Raw genomic sequence first — 14,719 nt, forward strand, 5'->3', positions numbered from 1 at the left:
TCGCGCACGCCGAGGCCGACCGCACCGTCACCTCGAACACCACCGGCACCCACAACGGCTACTTCTTCTCCTACTGGAAGGACAACGGCAACGTCACCATGACGCTGGGCGCCGGCGGCAGCTACAGCGTCCAGTGGAGCAACATGAACAACATGGTGGTCGGCAAGGGCTGGAAGCCCGGGTCCAACCACACCGTGAACTACTCGGGCAACTTCAGCCCGAACGGCAACGGCTACCTGGCCCTCTACGGCTGGACCCGCAACCCGCTGATCGAGTACTACATCGTCGAGAACTTCGGCAGCTTCAACCCCAGCACCGGCGCCACCCGGCTGGGTTCGGTCACCACCGACGGCAGCACCTACGACATCTACCGCACCCAGCGGGTCAACCAGCCCTCCATCGACGGCACCGCGACGTTCTACCAGTACTGGAGCGTGCGGCAGTCACACCGCAACAGCGGCACCATCACCACCGCCAACCACTTCAACGCCTGGGCCAGCCACGGCCTGAACCTCGGCACCCACGACTACCAGATCATGGCCACCGAGGGCTACCAGAGCAGCGGCAGCTCCAGCATCACGGTGAGCGAGGGATCCAACCCAACGACCCCGCCGCCCACGACCACCAGCCCGCCGCCGACCACCACCAGCCCGCCCCCGAACCAGGGCGGCGGCGCCTGCCGGGTGAGCAACGCGCTGAACGCGTGGAACAACGGGCTGACCGACAACATCACCATCACGAACACCGGCTCGTCCGCCATCAACGGTTGGTCGCTGCGGTTCAACCTGGCGTCCGGGCAGAACATCACCTCGGGCTGGAACGCCTCGTACTCGCCGAGCAGCGGCCAGGTGACCGCGACGAACGTGAACTACAACGGCAGCATCCCACCGGGCGGGTCGACCACGATCGGCTTCCAGGCCACCCACTCGGGCAACACCGCCGCACCGAGCGGATTCACCCTCAACGGCGCCGCCTGCAGCAGCTGACGGCACCGCCCCCTGGCCGGCATTCCCGCTGGCCAGGGGGCGTTCTGCTGCCCTCGGCGGGGCGCGCGCCGGGACAAGGTCCCACCGTCGCGCCGCGTCTGGGCTCGCCGACGCGCCGGCCCGGCGTACCCGGTCGCGGTCACCGGGCCTCGACGGGCGGCCATCCGGCGGCGTCCGCAGCGGGACGTTGTGTTGATCGAGAAGCGTCGGTATAAGTGATCATGGCAAACGGGGGTAGTGGGATTGGACACGTTCGAGGAGCAGCTCGCGGCCGCGCGGCGTACCGGTGCGGAGCGGGTCGAGGCGGCGGGCCGCAGTGGCGCGTCCTCGTTGGACCTGAGTGGGCTCATGCTGGCGGCCCTGCCGGATCCGCTGCGTGAGCTGACCGCCCTCACCCAGCTCAACCTGGCCGGTAACCGGCTCACCGAGCTGCCGGACTGGCTGACCGGCCTGACCGCGCTCACCCGGCTCAACCTGACCGCCAACCAGCTCACCGAGCTGCCGGACCGGCTGGGCGACCTCACCGCCCTGACCCGGCTCGACCTGACCGGCAACCGGCTCACCGCGCTGCCCGAGTCGCTGACCGGGTTGAGCGACCTCACCGAGCTGTTCGTGCCGGGCAACCGGCTCGCGGCGCTACCGGAGTCGCTGGGGGCGCTGGCCGCCCTCACCGACCTGTTCGTCGGCGGCAACCGGCTCACCACCCTGCCGGAGTCCCTGGGTGACCTCACCGCCCTCACCCGGCTCGGCCTCTCCGGCAACCAGCTCACCACGCTGCCGGACTGGCTGGGCAGGCTGACCGCCCTCACCTGGCTCGACCTGGCCGGCAACCAGCTCACCGCGCTACCGGACCGGCTGGGCGACCTCACCGCCCTCACCCGGCTCGACCTGACCGGCAACCAGCTCACCGCGCTGCCGGACTCGCTGGGCAGGCTGACCGCCCTCACCCACCTGCTCCTGACCGCCAACCGGCTCAGCGCACTGCCCGCATCGCTGGGCAACCTGACCGCTCTCACCCGGCTCGACCTGGCCGGCAACCAGCTCACCGCGCTGCCGGACTGGCTGGGCAGACCCGGAGGGAATCCGATGAACGCACCGCTGCAGGCCTGGATCGACGGCACCCCCACCCGCGTCGACAGCGCCGCTGACCTCGACGCCGTCCTGGACCGGGTACCGCCCACCGGCGTCACGCTGACCGTGGCGGGTGAGGTGCCCAGCCTGTTCGTCAACCTGGCCGGCGACCAGTCCGAGCTGATGTGGGAGGATGACGAGGACATCATGATCAGCTGGGGTCCGGTGCCGGCGGGCGCCCCGTCGGGCCAGACCGCCGCGGACGCCGAGCACGCGTACGCCGACCCGTGGTTCACCGAGTCGGGCGACGAGCCGCCCGCCCTCACCGCCGATCAGGCCCGCCGGGCGGCGCACGAGTTCCTGGGTACCGGCCGGCGGCCCACCAGCGTCCAGTGGGTCGAGAAGCCGTAGCGGGGCGGGACCGCCGTGGGGCGGAGGGTGTGGGATTCGAACCCACGAAGACATCGCTGCCTTACCGGTTTTCAAGACCAGCGCCATCGGCCACTAGGCGAACCCTCCCTGCCACGCCCCCACCGGGGTACGTGACCGTGCCTAGTCTGCCACGGACGGCTAAATCCCCGCGCCGCACTCCCACCCCTGATGTCAGGATGGCGGCCGTGTGGGAAACCCCGTCGGTGGTGCTGATCAGCGGAATCATGGCGGCCGGCAAGTCCACTGTGGCCGAACTGCTGGCCCGGCGGCTGCCCCGCGCCGTGCACCTGCGCGGCGACGTGTTCCGCCGCATGATCGTCACCGGCCGGGCGGCGATGACCGCGCAGCCGGACGCCCAGGCGTGGCGCCAGCTCCGGCTCCGCTACGACCTCGCGGCGTCCGCCGCCGACCGGTACGCGGCGGCCGGCTTCACCGTCGTCCTCCAGGACGTGGTGCTCGGCGCCGAGCTGCCGGCCATGGTCGACCGGATCCGGCACCGGCCGCTGGCCGTGGTGGTGCTCGCGCCCACCGCCGGCGTGGTCGCCGCCCGCGAGCGGGACCGCCCCAAGCAGGGGTACGGCGACTGGCCGGTGGCCGACCTGGACGCCGCGTTCCGCGCCGACACTCCCCGGATGGGGCTGTGGCTGGACAGTTCCGCACAGACCCCGGCGGAAACGGTGGACGAGATCATGGCTCGGGCGTGGACGGCGGGAAGGATCGGGTAAGACTGGACTATGCACGCGATCACCATTCCGAAACCCGGTGGACCCGACGCTCTCGTCTGGGCGGCGGTGCCCGACCCGGAGCCCGGCCCGGGCGAGGTGGTGGTCGAGGTGCGGGCCAGCGGGGTCAACCGGGCCGACCTGCTGCAACGCCAGGGGCAGTACCCGCCGCCGCCGGGCGCGCCGGCGTACCCCGGGCTGGAGTGCTCGGGCGTGGTGGCGGCGGTCGGCCCCGAGGTGACCGGCTGGACCGTCGGCGACGAGGTCTGCGCGCTGCTGGCGGGTGGCGGGTACGCGGAGCGGGTGGCCGTGCCGGCCGGGCAGTTGCTGCCGGTGCCGGCCGGGGTGGACCTGGTCGACGCCGCGGCGCTGCCGGAGGTGGCCTGCACGGTCTGGTCGAACGTGGTGCAGCTGGCCCGGCTCGCCGAGGGCGAGACGCTGCTGGTCCACGGCGGCGGCAGCGGGATCGGCACCTTCGCCGTCCAGCTCGGTGCGGCGCTCGGCGCGACCGTGGTGGCGACCGCGCGCGCCGGGAAGCACGAGCGGCTGCGCGAGCTGGGCGCCGCGCACACCATCGACTACCAGGGGCAGGACTTCGTCGAGGAGGTCTCCCGGGTCACCGGTGGTCGGGGCGCGGACGTGATCCTGGACATCATCGGCGGGGCGTACCTGCCGCGTAACGTGGCGGCGCTGGCCACCGGCGGGCGGCTCGTGGTGATCGGCATGCAGGGCGGCCGCAAGGGCGAACTGGACCTGGGCATGCTGCTGACGAAGCGCGCCTCGGTGCACGCGACCGCGCTGCGGTCCCGGCCGGTCGCGGAGAAGGCGGAGATCGTCCGGGGCGTCCGGGAGCAGGTGTGGCCGCTGGTCGAGGCGGGGAAGATCCGGCCGGTGGTCCACGCGCGGGCGAAGATGGCCGACGCCGCCGACGCGCACCGGCTGGTGGAGTCCAGCGACCACCTGGGCAAGGTGCTGCTGGTCCGCTGACCGGCCAGGCCGCGTCCCCCGCCGGCTCGGCCCGGCGGGGCAGGCCAGGCCGAGAAGGCCGAGCCGGAGCGGCCAAGGCCGGGGAGGCCAAAGCCGAGGAGGCCAAAGCCGAGGAGGCCAAGCCGGGGAGGTCAAGCCGGGGAGGTCAAGCCGGGGAGGTCAAGCCGGCTCGGGCGGGCGGGGCAGCATCAGGCGGGCGCCGGGGCCCTCGGCGGCCAGCGCGTCGCCCGGGTTGTAGAGGGTGCAGCGCTGCAACGACAGGCAGCCGCAGCCGATGCAGCCGTCCAGGTCGTCACGGAGCTTGCCGAGCAGCCGGATCCGCTCGTCGAGCCGGTCCCGCCAGGCCCGGGACAGCGCCGCCCAGTCGTCCGGGGTGGGCGTACGCGACGACGGCAGCGAGTCCAGCGCCTCGCGGATCTCCTCCAGCGAGACCCCGACCTGCTGGGAGATCCGGATGAACGCCACCCGGCGCAGCTCGGTGCGGGCGTACCGGCGCTGGTTGCCGCCGGTGCGCTCGGCCCGGATCAGCCCCAGCCGCTCGTAGTAGCGCAGGGCGGAGGCGGCCACCCCGCTGCGCGCGGAGAGCTGTCCGATGGTGAGTGCTTCGTACATCACAGGGCCTTGAGTTGAAGTGAACTTGAAGTCCGAGGCTAGCCGCATGACGACGACCACCGCCACCGACCCGGCCACGCTGGCCGCGCTGCTCGACCGGGTCCGCGCCGGGCGCGAGTTCGGCGCGAACGTCTACTCGACGCTGGACGTGCTCCAGGTGCTCTACGACCGGGTGCTCCGGATCACCCCGGAGACCGTCGACGACCCGGACCGGGACCGGTTCCTGCTCTCCAAGGGGCACGCGGTCGCCGGCTACTACGCGCTGCTCGCCGCGAAGGGTTTCCTGCCGGTCGAGTGGCTGGACGACCAGGGCGGCCCGGACAGCCGCCTCGGCGACCACCCGGACCGGACGCTGGTCCCCGGCGTGGAGATCGGCTCCGGGTCGCTCGGCCACGGTCTCGGCCTGGCCGTCGGCACCGCGCTCGGCCTGCGCGCCCAGGGCCGACCCGACCCCCGGGTGTACGTGCTGCTCGGCGACGCCGAACTCGACGAGGGATCCAACCACGAGGCGATCGCGTACGCCGGCGCCACCGGGCTCGGCAACCTCACCGCGATCGTGCTGGACAACCGGTCGGCGAGCCACGGCTGGCCGGGCGGCGCCGCCAGCCGGTTCACCGTCAACGGATGGAGCGCCGCGACCGTTGACGGCCGCGACCACGACGCCCTGCACACCGCCCTCACCGGGCACGACCACCACCGGCCGCACGTCGTCGTCGCGGTCGTCACCGACGGGAAGTGACCATGCGCGACACCTTCGTGACCACCGCCACCGGGTTCCTGGACGATCCGCGTACCGCGATCGTGCTGGCCGACATCTCCGCCGCCGCGTTCGCCCCGGCCGCCGCGCGGCACCCCGACCGGGTGCTCAACGTCGGCATCCGGGAGCAGCTCATGGTGGGCGTGGCGGGCGGGCTGGCGTTGACCGGGCTGCGCCCGATCGTGCACAGCTACGCGCCGTTCCTCGTCGAGCGGGCGTACGAGCAGATCAAGCTGGACCTCGACCACCAGGGGGTCGGGGCGGTGCTGGTCAGCGTCGGGGCGTCGTACGACCGGGCGGCGGCGGGACGCACCCACCTGGCGCCGGCCGACGTGGCGCTGATCGACACCCTGCGGGACTGGACGGTGCACGTGCCCGGGCACCGGGACGAGGTGCCCGGCCTGCTGCGGGACGCCGTGTGCGGCGAGGGCTCGGCGTACCTGCGCCTCTCCACGGAGAGCAACGGGCAGCCGCACCCGGACGCGGGCGACCTGCGGGTGGTGCGCGACGCCGGCCCGGGCGCGCCGCTGCTCGTGGTGGTCGGTCCGCTGCTGGACGAGGCGGTCGCCGCCGTCGCCGACCGGGCGGTCACCGTGGCGTACACCCACCGGCCGCGCCCGTTCGACACCGCCGGGCTGCGGGCCCTCGCGGGCGGCGAGGTGATCCTCGTCGAGCCGTACCTGGCCGGCACCTCGGCGCGGATGGTCGGCGCCGCGTTGGCCGACCGGCCGCACCGGCTGCTCGCGCTCGGCGTGGGCCGCAGCGAGCTGCGCCGCTACGGCACCGCGGCGGACCACACCCGCTGGCACGGCCTGGACGCCGCCGGGCTGCGCCGCTCGATCGACGCGTTCCTGTCCGTGTGAGGCGGGAAGGGCGGCGTCAGCGGCTGTTCGCCGGGCGGCGCCGGGTCCGCTCCCGGGCCAGGATCCAGACCGCCTCGACGCCGTCCTTCCAGGTGATCTTCTTACCCTCCTCGCGGCCCCGGGCGCGGTAGCTGATCGGCACCTCGTAGGGGCGGATCCGCCGGCGCAGCAGCTTGCCGGTGACCTCGGCCTCCATGCCGAAGCCGCGGGACCGTACCCCGAGCGAGCGGTACAGCTCGAGCGGCATCAGCTTGAAGCAGGTCTCCAGGTCGCCGATGTAGGAGTTGTAGAGCACGTTCGCCACCGTGGTGACGCCCTTGTTGCCGATCACGTACCAGAAGCTGTAGGCGCTGTGGCTGCCGAAGGTGCGGTTGCCGTAGACCACGCTGGCCCGCCCGTCGAGCACCGGTTCGAGCAGCTTCGGGATGTCCTGCGGGTCGTACTCGAGGTCGGCATCGAGGATGACCATGTAGTCGCCCTCGGCGTTGGCGACGGCGGTCCTGATCGCCGCGCCCTTGCCCGCGTTGCGGGGGTGGGTGATGACCCGCAGCCGCGCGTCGTCCACCCGGCCGAGCACCTCGGCGGTGCCGTCCCGGCTGCCGTCGTCGACCACAACGAGCTCGATCTCACACGGGTAGTCGACCGCCAGCGCCTGCTTCAGGGCGTCGGCGATGCGTTCTTCCTCGTTGTAGACCGGCATGAGGATCGAGAGCTTCACACGGGTTCTCCAGGTAAGGACGGGCAAATCGGCCCTAGCGTAACCTGGTGGCTTCCCCGGAGGGCGCGAGCAGCGACGTTGAGCTGTGCGAAGACGCCCGATCGGCGCCGCACGACGGCCGGCGCGGCCGCCCCGCCGGGACGGCCGCCGCGCGGCGTGACTCAGCGTTGCCTGAGCGGGACCACGACCAGTCGGGCGACCCCACCGTCGCCCTCCCGGGCGCCCGCCACGCCGACCGTGGTGCCCACCTTGATGTCGCTGGACCGCAGCGTGGCCCGCCGCTCCACCACCCGCAGCTTGTCACCGAACGTCCAGGTCATCGTGAAGCCGTCGGCGGACTTCACGGTCATCGACCGGTCGTCCACGGCGGTCACCTGGCCGCGCTGCACCGCCACGGTCTTCGTACCGCCCTCCTTGGCCTGCACCACCACCTCGCCGTGCAGGGTGTTCTTGCGCAGCAGCACCCGGGCCCGGTGCCGCTTGCGCCACTCCTGCCCCCGGTCGGCCTTGCGGTCCGCGCCGGCCTGCTCGCCGGGCGAACCGGAGGGGGCCGGCGCGGCGACCGGGTCCACGTCCAGGTCGCCGGCGTCCAGGCCCAGCGCGGCGAGGGCCTGACCGTCCGCGCCCAGGGCGGCGGCCACCTCGACGGCCGTCTCCTTCGCGGAGTCCTGGGCGACCTGGGCCGGGCCGCAGCCGGCGAGGCCGAGCGCGGCCGCCGCGAGCAGGGCGGTGGCGCCGGTGACGATTCGCTGACGTGCCATCGGTGGTCCTCTCTTCGTCCCTGGTGCGCCCAGCATCCCCCGCCCGCGCGAGCGGAGCGTCAGGCCGATGTTCGGGTCAGGTAAGGATCGCCGGGCAGCCGGACGGTGAAGGCGGCCCCGCCCTCCGGCGCGTGCCCGGCGGTGATCTCCCCGCCGAGCCGGCGGACCAGCCCGGCGGCGAGCGCCAGGCCCAGCCCGCTGCCCACCTTGCGCACCCCCCGGTACCGCTGGTGCAGGGCCCCGCGCTCGAACGCCACCGCCAGGTCGTCGTCGGTGAAGCCGGGCCCGCCGTCGCGGACCTCGACGACCCCGCCGGTCGCCGGGTCCGCGCCGGCCGGCCGGACCGCGAGCACGACCGGCGCCCCCGGGGGTACGACCCGCAGCGCGTTCTCCAGCAGCCCGTCCACCACCTGCCGGATCCGGCCCGGATCGGTGTACGCGGGCACCGGACCCGCCGGTGCCTCCACCCGGAACGGCACGCCGACCGCCGCGCACCGGTCCGACCAGGTCCGTTCGGCGTCGGCCGCGAGCCGGGCCAGGTCCACCGGTCCCGGGTCCAGCGGGAAGTCGGCGGCCTCCAGCCGGGCCAACGCCAGCAGGTCGCTGACCAGCCGGTCCAGGTGTTCGGCCTCGGCCAGCACGGTCCGGCCGGTGGCCGGCACCGCGTCCGCGTCGAGCACCCCGTCGGCGAGCGCCTCGGCGTAGCCACGGATCGCGGTGAGCGGGGTGCGCAGCTCGTGCGAGACCGAGAGCAGGAACTCCCGTTGCCGTCCCTCGCTGGTGGCCAGCGCGGCGGCCAGCCCGTTCAGCGCGTACGCCAGGTCCGCCACCTCGTCGGGCGGTTCGACCGGCACCCGCACCGCGCGGTCCCCGGCGCGCAGCCGGGCGGCGGCGTGCGCGGCGGTCCGGATCGGTCGGGCCAGCCGGCGGGCCAGCAGCAGCCCGGCGGCCACCCCGGCGGCGAGCCCGGCCAGCAGCGGCAGCCAGAGGCCGCGCAGCACCTGCCGCCACGGGCCGCTGCTGGTGGCCCGGGTGAGCACCACGCCGTCCCCGCCGGGCAGCGCCCGCCCCTCCACCAGGGCCCGGTGCCCGGCGACGAGCCGGCGGCCGGAGACGTTGCCGCCGGCGGCCACCCGGGCCACCACCGGCCGGGGCAGACCGGCCCGGTCGACCTGGCCGGCCCGGATGACGTACACCTCGATGTCCTGCTGGCGGAGCTGGCGGATGAGCCGGTCGCCGACGGTGTCCCGCTGGCGGGCCGCCCGGACGCGGAGCACGTCGGCGGCGAGCCGGGCCTGCGCGGCCAGCGCCGCCTGGTCACGCCGCTCCGCGCCGCGGGCCGCCAAGGGGACCGCGACCAGCGCGGTGACCAGCACCGACACCAGCGCCACCGCGCAGGTGACCAGCACCGCGCGGGCGGTCAGGGTGTGCGCGAGGCGCGCGGGCGGCCGGGTCGGGGCCGGCCGGGCCCCGATGACCGGCAGCGCGACGGTGGGCTGGTCAGGCATCGGCCGCGTACCCGACGCCGCGGTGGGTGCGGATCACGCTGGCCGGGCCGAGCTTGGCCCGGACCTGGGCCACGTGCACGTCGACGGTCCGGGTGCCGGCGTGGGCGGCGTACCCCCAGACACCGGCCAGCAGCTCCTCCCGGGTGAAGACCCGGCCGGGCCGGGCCATCAGATGCGCGAGCAGGTCGAACTCCGTCGAGGTGAGCTGGACCGGGGCGCCGGCGGCGGTGACCGTCCGGCGGGCCGGGTCGAGGGTCACCGCGCCGACCACCCGGGGCTGCTCGGCGCCGGCCGGCGGGTTGGCCGTGCGGCGCAGCACCGCGCGTACCCGGGCGACCAGCTCGCGCGGGCTGAACGGCTTGGTCACGTAGTCGTCCGCGCCCAGTTCCAGGCCGACGATCCGGTCGACCTCGTCGTCGCGGGCGGTGAGGAAGATGACCGGCGTCCAGTCGCCGTCGGCGCGCAGCCGGCGGCAGACCTCGGTGCCGGCCAGGCCGGGCAGCGCGATGTCGAGCACGCAGGCCACCGGGCGCAGCCGCCGCGCGGCGGCCAGGCCGGCGGTGCCGTCCCGTTCCAGGTGTACGCCGAAGCCGTCCCGGGTCAGATAGAGCCGGACCAGGTCGGCGATGGCCGGCTCGTCCTCCACCACGAGGACGAGCCCGCGCGGGGGGGTGTCGGCGGTCACCGGCCCATGATTACCGACCGGTGGCCGCCGGGACGGCCCGCGGAATGTTCGGGTTCGGTAAGGAGCCGGTCAGCGGACCGACGCGGGGCGCAACACGGCTGGCCGGGTGCCGACCGGCGGCTCGCCGATGGTGGCCACCAGCCGCTCCGCGGGCGTCCGGAGCCGGGTCCGGAAGGCGTGGTTGAGCAGCGCGTCGAGCTGCCAGACCTGCTTCGGGTGGTGGGTACGGATGAGGAACCGCTCGCGCATGCCGTCGATCGCGGTGGCCGCCAGCTCCACGCACTGCGACCGGGCGTCCGGGCTCCAGGTGACGTTGCTCAGCTCGCGCAGTTCGGTGTTGAGGTGCAGGCGCAGCCGGTGCAGGACCCGGGTCTGCCGGGTCACCACCAGCCGGCGGTGGGTGAGCAGCATGAGGTACTCGCCGCCGATCGGGTGGTCGGGGCGGCTGCACCGGGTGACCAGGATGGTCGCGTCGCCGGAGCCGACGCACCGGCGGAAGATCGGCATGTGCCGACTCACGGTCTGGGCCGCCAGGCCGGTCTCGGCGGCGGCCGGAAGGAACGTTCGGGAGAACACGTCCATGCAAGATGCAACGAGCAATTGAGCTGGGGTGATATGGGTCACCGGCAATTTCTGGAACTTCCACCCGGTGCGTCGCACCCCGGGTGCGACGGTCGCGTCGGCTCGGGTCGGGCCGGCGTCGCCGGCCCGACCCGAGACCTCACAACAGCAACTGCTGCGACCGGGAGGTCGCCTTGATGAGCGGGATCGGGCCGGAGAACGTGCTACCCGACCAGGGGTAACGGTTGATGAGGATGGTGGCGGTGTCCACCGCCACCAGGTCCGCCCGGCCGTCCCGGTCGAAGTCACCGATGGAGACGAGGTCGTGCCGGCCGGTCCAGCCGCTGCCCACCTTCACCCCGGCCGCCAGCTGCCCGGCCGTCGTCACCGTGTAGCGGTAGAGGTCGCCGGTGCGGGTCTGCCGCGCCAGCAGGTCGACGTACCCGTCCCCGTTGATGTCCGAACCACCGGTCAGTTCGTCCATGCCGTTCCAGCCGCTGGAGCCCAGCAGGATCCGCGTACCGAAGCCGGTGCCCCGGCCGGGGTAGAGGTAGAGCGACCCGTTGGTGTTCGCGACCACCATGTCCGGGTAGCCGTCCCGGTTGTAGTCGCCGATCGGGGCGAACTGGCGGTAGGCGCTGGTGAAACCGCTACCGATCCGGACGCGCGGCCCGAGGCCGCCGGTGCCGGTGCCCGGGTAGAGCCAGAGGTAGCCGGTGGCGCTCTCCCGCGCGATGATGTCCTCGCCGCCGGACCGGTCGAAGTTCCCCACCCGGATGATCTCGTCCATGGCGAGCCAGCCGCCGCCGAGCGAGATCCGGGGGGCGAGCCCGCCGCCGTTACCCGGTTGCAGGTAGAGCGTCCCGGTGCGGCTGTCCCGGTAGATCAGGTCGGAGAAGCCGTCGCTGGTGAAGTCCCGGATGGCGGGCAGCGGCGCCATGTCGAGGTAGTTGGAATCGATGTTGATCTGGACCTCGCCCCAGGTCTCGTAGTGGTCGCCCTGGTACTGCTTCATCCGCCGCTTCGGCGCCCAGTAGTCGGCCGGAATGGCCGGGTCCGAGACCGTCGCCACGCCGTCCCACTTCGCGAAGTCCAGGTAGTCCGGCGGCACGTGCCCGGCCGTGCGGTACGCCGCCACCTGCTGTGCCACGCCGGTGGAGAGGCTGCTGTAGAAGCCGGAGAAGTAGCCGTGGTCGTGCAGCCGCGCGCTGTACGCGCTGACGTACGAGTTGACCGCCTGGACGCAGGCCGGATCACTGGTCGGGTACGACTCGACGTCGACGATCAGCACGCTGCCGGTCTCCAGCCCGAGGCTGCGCGCCTGAAGCGCGGCGTCGTCGGCCTCGGCGCGCCCCTGCCCCGCCGCCAGCGCCGGGTCGGCGGACATCCGGTGCGGGAACGCCGTGCAGGGCGCCTGCAGGCCGACGTAGAGCGGGATGAGCCGCCACCCGGCGGCGAGTTGGGTGGCGACCCACTGCGGCGTGAGGTTCGGCTGGGCGCAGCCGCGGCTGACCCCGCCGAAGTAGATCCCGACGGCCCGGTACGGCGACGCCAGCCAGGCCTGCATCGCCGCGCTGGACGGGGCGGTGCAGGCGTCGAACCCGTATCCGGTGAAGGCACCGGGTTGGGGGCCGTAGGTGGCCGCGACCGGGGTCATCGGCGGTGGGACGGTCGTGCCGGAGGCGGCGAGCAGCGTCGCGGCCCCCAGCAGCCCGGTGGTCAGGGCGGCACCGAGCCGCCTCGCGGTGGTGCGCGATATCGCCCGGCCAGAGCGCAGAATCATGAGTCCCCGTTCGTCGGCACGAAAGCCGGCGGGCGGACACATCGACCAGTCCAGGCTCATCGCCGGCGGCCTGATTCTGCCGTCACCCGCCGACGGTGTCGAGACCTGCGGGAATTGGTCGTCCACTCAGCACAGCGGACGGCCCGGACGGACCACCCCGGCGGCACGGAGGAGTCCCCGGTGGACGGGCCGGCGTCACCGGCCGGGCCGGGCCGCCGATGCGGGCCGCCGGTGCGGGGCCCGGGGAGGCTCAGAGCAGCTCGACGATGGTCGCGTTGGCCATCCCGCCGCCCTCGCACATGGTCTGCAGGCCGTAGCGGATGCCGTTGTCCCGCATGTGCTGGAGCATCGTGGTCATGATCCGGGCGCCGGACCCGCCGAGCGGATGGCCGAGCGCGATCGCCCCGCCCCGCGGATTCAGCCGCTCCGGGTCCGCCTCGGTCTCGGCCAGCCAGGCCAGCGGCACCGGGGCGAACGCCTCGTTCACCTCGTATACGCCGATCTCCTCGATGCCCAGCCCCGCGCGGCGCAGCGCCTTCGCGGTGGCCGGGATGGGGGCGGTGAGCATGGTGACCGGGTCGTCGGCGGCGACCACGGCGGTGTGCACCCGGGCCAGCGGGCGCAGGCCGTGCCGGCTGGCCCACTCGCTGGTGGTCACCGCGAGCGCGGCGGCGCCGTCGGAGATCTGCGACGCGGAGCCGGCGGTGACCACGCCGTCGGCCTGGAACGGGGTGGCCAGCTCGCCGAGCTTGGCCAGCGAGGTGTCCCGGCGGATGCCCTCGTCGGCGGTGAACTTGCCGCCGTCGGCGAGCGCCACCGGGGCCAGCTCCGGGTCGAACGCCCCGGCGTCCTGCGCGGCGGCCGCCTTCTCGTGGCTGGCCAGCGCGAACTCGTCGAGCTGGGTACGCGAGAACCGCCAGCGCCGGGCGATCAGCTCGGCGCCGACGCCCTGGTTGAACGGGAGCGCGCTGTCCGCCGCGACCCCCTCGACACCCCGGTAGCGCTCCAGGATGGCGGGGCTGAACGGCATGCCGCCGGCGACGCTGGAGCCCATCGGCACCCGGGTCATCGACTCGACCCCGCCGGCGACCACCAGGTCGGCCTGCCCGGAGAGGACCGTGGCCGCGGCGAAGTGCAGCGCCTGCTGGCTCGACCCGCACTGCCGGTCGAGGGTGGTGCCGGGGACCGACTCGGGCCAGCCGGCGGCCAGCACGGCGTTGCGGGCGACGTTCCACGACTGCTCGCCGACCTGCGACACGCAGCCCCAGATGACGTCGTCGACCTGCTCGGGGTCGATCCCGGTCCGCTCGGCCAGCGCCCGGAGCACGTGCGCCGAGAGGTCGACCGGATGCACGCCGGCGAGGCTGCCCTTGCGCCGCCCGACCGGGGTCCGTACCGCACCGACGATGACCGCGTCACTCATGTTTACTCCCCGGTAACTTGGGCTGTCCCCGATCCTACGTCGTACGCCCGCCGCCGTCCTCCCCCCGGTCGCGGCCGGCCCTCCATGGCCGGCGTCCGTCGGCCGGCGCCCCACGGCCGGCGTCCCACGGCCGGCGTCCCACGGCCGGCGTCCCACGGCCGGCGTCGGTCGGCGGGCGGCTCGGGTTGCGGCGAATCGTTGCTTCGGGCGGCGCGGAGGCAACAGCCTGCCGCCAGTCGTGGTCTTTCGGGCGGCGCGGAGGCAACAGCCTGCCGCCAGTCGTGGTCTTTCGGGCGGCGGGGAGGCAACGGCCTGCCGCCAGTCGTGGTTGCCCGGCCGGCGGAAGACCACGACCTGCGGCACACCGTCGACCGGGAGGCGGCGGCGGGCGGCTGGCATGCTGGGGCGGTGATGCCACCGTCGCCCCCGGCCCGCCAGTGGCGGGTGCCGCCGGTCCTGCCCGCCGTCAAATCGGCCGGCGCGCTCGTCCTGGTCGCCCTGGGCCTGCTCTTCACCGGCGACGACCCGGTCCCGCTGGTGCTCGCCGTCCTGACCGCGGTGGTGCTGCTCGGCTGGGCGGCCCGGGACGTGGTGGCGCCGGTCCGGCTCGCCGCCGACGCCGACGGTGTCACGGTGATCCGGGGCTTCGCGGGCCGGCGGCTGCTGCCCTGGTCGGCCGTCGAGGCGATCCGGGTGGAGCGGCGGACCCGGCGCGGCCTGAGCGCCGAGACGCTGGAGATCGACGCCGGGGAGTCGCTGCACCTGTTCGGCCGGTACGACCTGGACGCCCCGCCGGAGGAGGTCGCCGAGGCGCTGCACGCCGTCCGGGCCGCCGCCTCCTGACCGGGGC

The 14,719-nt window shown here is 74.1% G+C and carries 15 protein-coding genes and 1 tRNA gene; 7 read left to right on the top strand and 9 right to left on the bottom strand.

Going from position 1 to position 14,719, the window contains the following annotated elements:
* Positions 1–986, top strand: a 986-nt coding sequence (locus LQ51_RS19395; RefSeq protein WP_046567716.1) for a glycoside hydrolase family 11 protein, incomplete at its 5' end; no start/stop codon positions are given.
* Positions 987–1,229: 243 nt separating this feature from the next.
* Positions 1,230–2,468: an Imm1 family immunity protein gene (locus LQ51_RS31390; protein ID WP_052744976.1), complete on the top strand. Its 1,239-nt coding sequence runs from the start codon at positions 1,230–1,232 to the stop codon at positions 2,466–2,468.
* A 21-nt stretch (positions 2,469–2,489) separates the two neighbouring features.
* Here LQ51_RS31390 and LQ51_RS19405 read toward each other — a convergent pair.
* Positions 2,490–2,576 (bottom strand) — tRNA-Ser (locus LQ51_RS19405).
* Positions 2,577–2,674: 98 nt separating this feature from the next.
* Here LQ51_RS19405 and LQ51_RS19410 point away from each other — a divergent pair.
* On the top strand, positions 2,675–3,214 hold the full coding sequence (locus LQ51_RS19410) for an AAA family ATPase (protein WP_231605799.1): 540 nt from the start codon (positions 2,675–2,677) through the stop codon (positions 3,212–3,214).
* 9 nt (positions 3,215–3,223) lie between these two features.
* Positions 3,224–4,198, top strand: coding sequence for an NAD(P)H-quinone oxidoreductase (locus LQ51_RS19415; RefSeq protein ID WP_046567719.1), 975 nt, complete (start codon positions 3,224–3,226; stop codon positions 4,196–4,198).
* Between the two features lie 159 nt (positions 4,199–4,357).
* On the opposite strand, the gene soxR is transcribed toward LQ51_RS19415, so the two are convergent.
* Positions 4,358–4,810 carry a redox-sensitive transcriptional activator SoxR gene (gene soxR, locus LQ51_RS19420; protein ID WP_046567721.1) on the bottom strand — a complete coding sequence of 151 codons (453 nt, stop codon included), beginning with the start codon at positions 4,808–4,810 and terminating at the stop codon, positions 4,358–4,360.
* Positions 4,811–4,856: 46 nt separating this feature from the next.
* Between soxR and LQ51_RS19425 the strand changes: the two genes are divergently transcribed.
* Both LQ51_RS19425 and LQ51_RS19430 read left to right on the top strand, forming a co-directional pair.
* A complete protein-coding gene (locus LQ51_RS19425; protein ID WP_046567723.1) occupies positions 4,857–5,549 on the top strand; it encodes a thiamine pyrophosphate-dependent enzyme in 693 nt (230 codons plus the stop codon).
* A gap of 2 nt (positions 5,550–5,551) precedes the next feature.
* The gene (locus LQ51_RS19430) at positions 5,552–6,430 is read left to right on the top strand and encodes a transketolase family protein (RefSeq protein WP_046567725.1); all 879 of its coding nucleotides are present in this window, start codon (positions 5,552–5,554) and stop codon (positions 6,428–6,430) included.
* A 16-nt stretch (positions 6,431–6,446) separates the two neighbouring features.
* Here the strand turns inward: LQ51_RS19430 and LQ51_RS19435 are convergent, their stop codons facing one another.
* The 7 genes from LQ51_RS19435 to LQ51_RS19465 form a co-directional block, all read right to left on the bottom strand.
* Complete coding sequence (locus tag LQ51_RS19435; RefSeq protein ID WP_046567727.1) at positions 6,447–7,148, bottom strand: glycosyltransferase family 2 protein; 702 nt, start codon at positions 7,146–7,148, stop codon at positions 6,447–6,449.
* 161 nt (positions 7,149–7,309) lie between these two features.
* The gene (locus LQ51_RS19440; RefSeq protein ID WP_046567729.1) at positions 7,310–7,909 is read right to left on the bottom strand and encodes a hypothetical protein; all 600 of its coding nucleotides are present in this window, start codon (positions 7,907–7,909) and stop codon (positions 7,310–7,312) included.
* Positions 7,910–7,968: 59 nt separating this feature from the next.
* Positions 7,969–9,417, bottom strand: coding sequence for a sensor histidine kinase (locus tag LQ51_RS19445; RefSeq protein WP_046567732.1), 1,449 nt, complete (start codon positions 9,415–9,417; stop codon positions 7,969–7,971).
* Entirely contained in the window at positions 9,410–10,102 is a 693-nt protein-coding gene (locus LQ51_RS19450) for a response regulator transcription factor (protein WP_046567735.1), read from the bottom strand. Before LQ51_RS19450 ends, LQ51_RS19445 begins: the two co-directional genes overlap by 8 nt.
* Positions 10,103–10,171: 69 nt before the next feature.
* Positions 10,172–10,684: a hypothetical protein gene (locus LQ51_RS19455; RefSeq protein WP_046567738.1), complete on the bottom strand. Its 513-nt coding sequence runs from the start codon at positions 10,682–10,684 to the stop codon at positions 10,172–10,174.
* Between the two features lie 139 nt (positions 10,685–10,823).
* A complete protein-coding gene (locus LQ51_RS31395; RefSeq protein WP_052744977.1) occupies positions 10,824–12,446 on the bottom strand; it encodes a glycoside hydrolase domain-containing protein in 1,623 nt (540 codons plus the stop codon).
* A gap of 250 nt (positions 12,447–12,696) precedes the next feature.
* Entirely contained in the window at positions 12,697–13,869 is a 1,173-nt protein-coding gene (locus LQ51_RS19465; protein WP_046567740.1) for a thiolase family protein, read from the bottom strand.
* Positions 13,870–14,280: 411 nt separating this feature from the next.
* On the opposite strand from LQ51_RS19465, the gene LQ51_RS19470 reads away from it, so the two are divergent.
* Positions 14,281–14,712, top strand: a complete 432-nt coding sequence (locus LQ51_RS19470) for a PH domain-containing protein (RefSeq protein WP_046567804.1) — start codon at positions 14,281–14,283, stop codon at positions 14,710–14,712.
* Positions 14,713–14,719: the final 7 nt, after the last annotated feature.

This window comes from Micromonospora sp. HK10 (assembly GCF_000982955.1).
In the GTDB taxonomy this organism is placed as follows: Bacteria; Actinomycetota; Actinomycetes; order Mycobacteriales; family Micromonosporaceae; genus Micromonospora.

Coding starts and splice junctions, on each gene's coding strand:
- LQ51_RS19470 (WP_046567804.1), top strand. CDS start 14,281: ATGCCACCGTCGCCCCCGGCCCGCCAGTGGCGGGTGCCGCCGGTCCTG.
- LQ51_RS19430 (WP_046567725.1), top strand. CDS start 5,552: ATGCGCGACACCTTCGTGACCACCGCCACCGGGTTCCTGGACGATCCG.
- LQ51_RS19440 (WP_046567729.1), bottom strand. CDS start 7,909: ATGGCACGTCAGCGAATCGTCACCGGCGCCACCGCCCTGCTCGCGGCG.
- LQ51_RS19425 (WP_046567723.1), top strand. CDS start 4,857: ATGACGACGACCACCGCCACCGACCCGGCCACGCTGGCCGCGCTGCTC.
- LQ51_RS19445 (WP_046567732.1), bottom strand. CDS start 9,417: ATGCCTGACCAGCCCACCGTCGCGCTGCCGGTCATCGGGGCCCGGCCG.
- LQ51_RS31395 (WP_052744977.1), bottom strand. CDS start 12,446: ATGATTCTGCGCTCTGGCCGGGCGATATCGCGCACCACCGCGAGGCGG.
- LQ51_RS19465 (WP_046567740.1), bottom strand. CDS start 13,869: ATGAGTGACGCGGTCATCGTCGGTGCGGTACGGACCCCGGTCGGGCGG.
- LQ51_RS19415 (WP_046567719.1), top strand. CDS start 3,224: ATGCACGCGATCACCATTCCGAAACCCGGTGGACCCGACGCTCTCGTC.
- LQ51_RS19455 (WP_046567738.1), bottom strand. CDS start 10,684: ATGGACGTGTTCTCCCGAACGTTCCTTCCGGCCGCCGCCGAGACCGGC.
- soxR (WP_046567721.1), bottom strand. CDS start 4,810: ATGTACGAAGCACTCACCATCGGACAGCTCTCCGCGCGCAGCGGGGTG.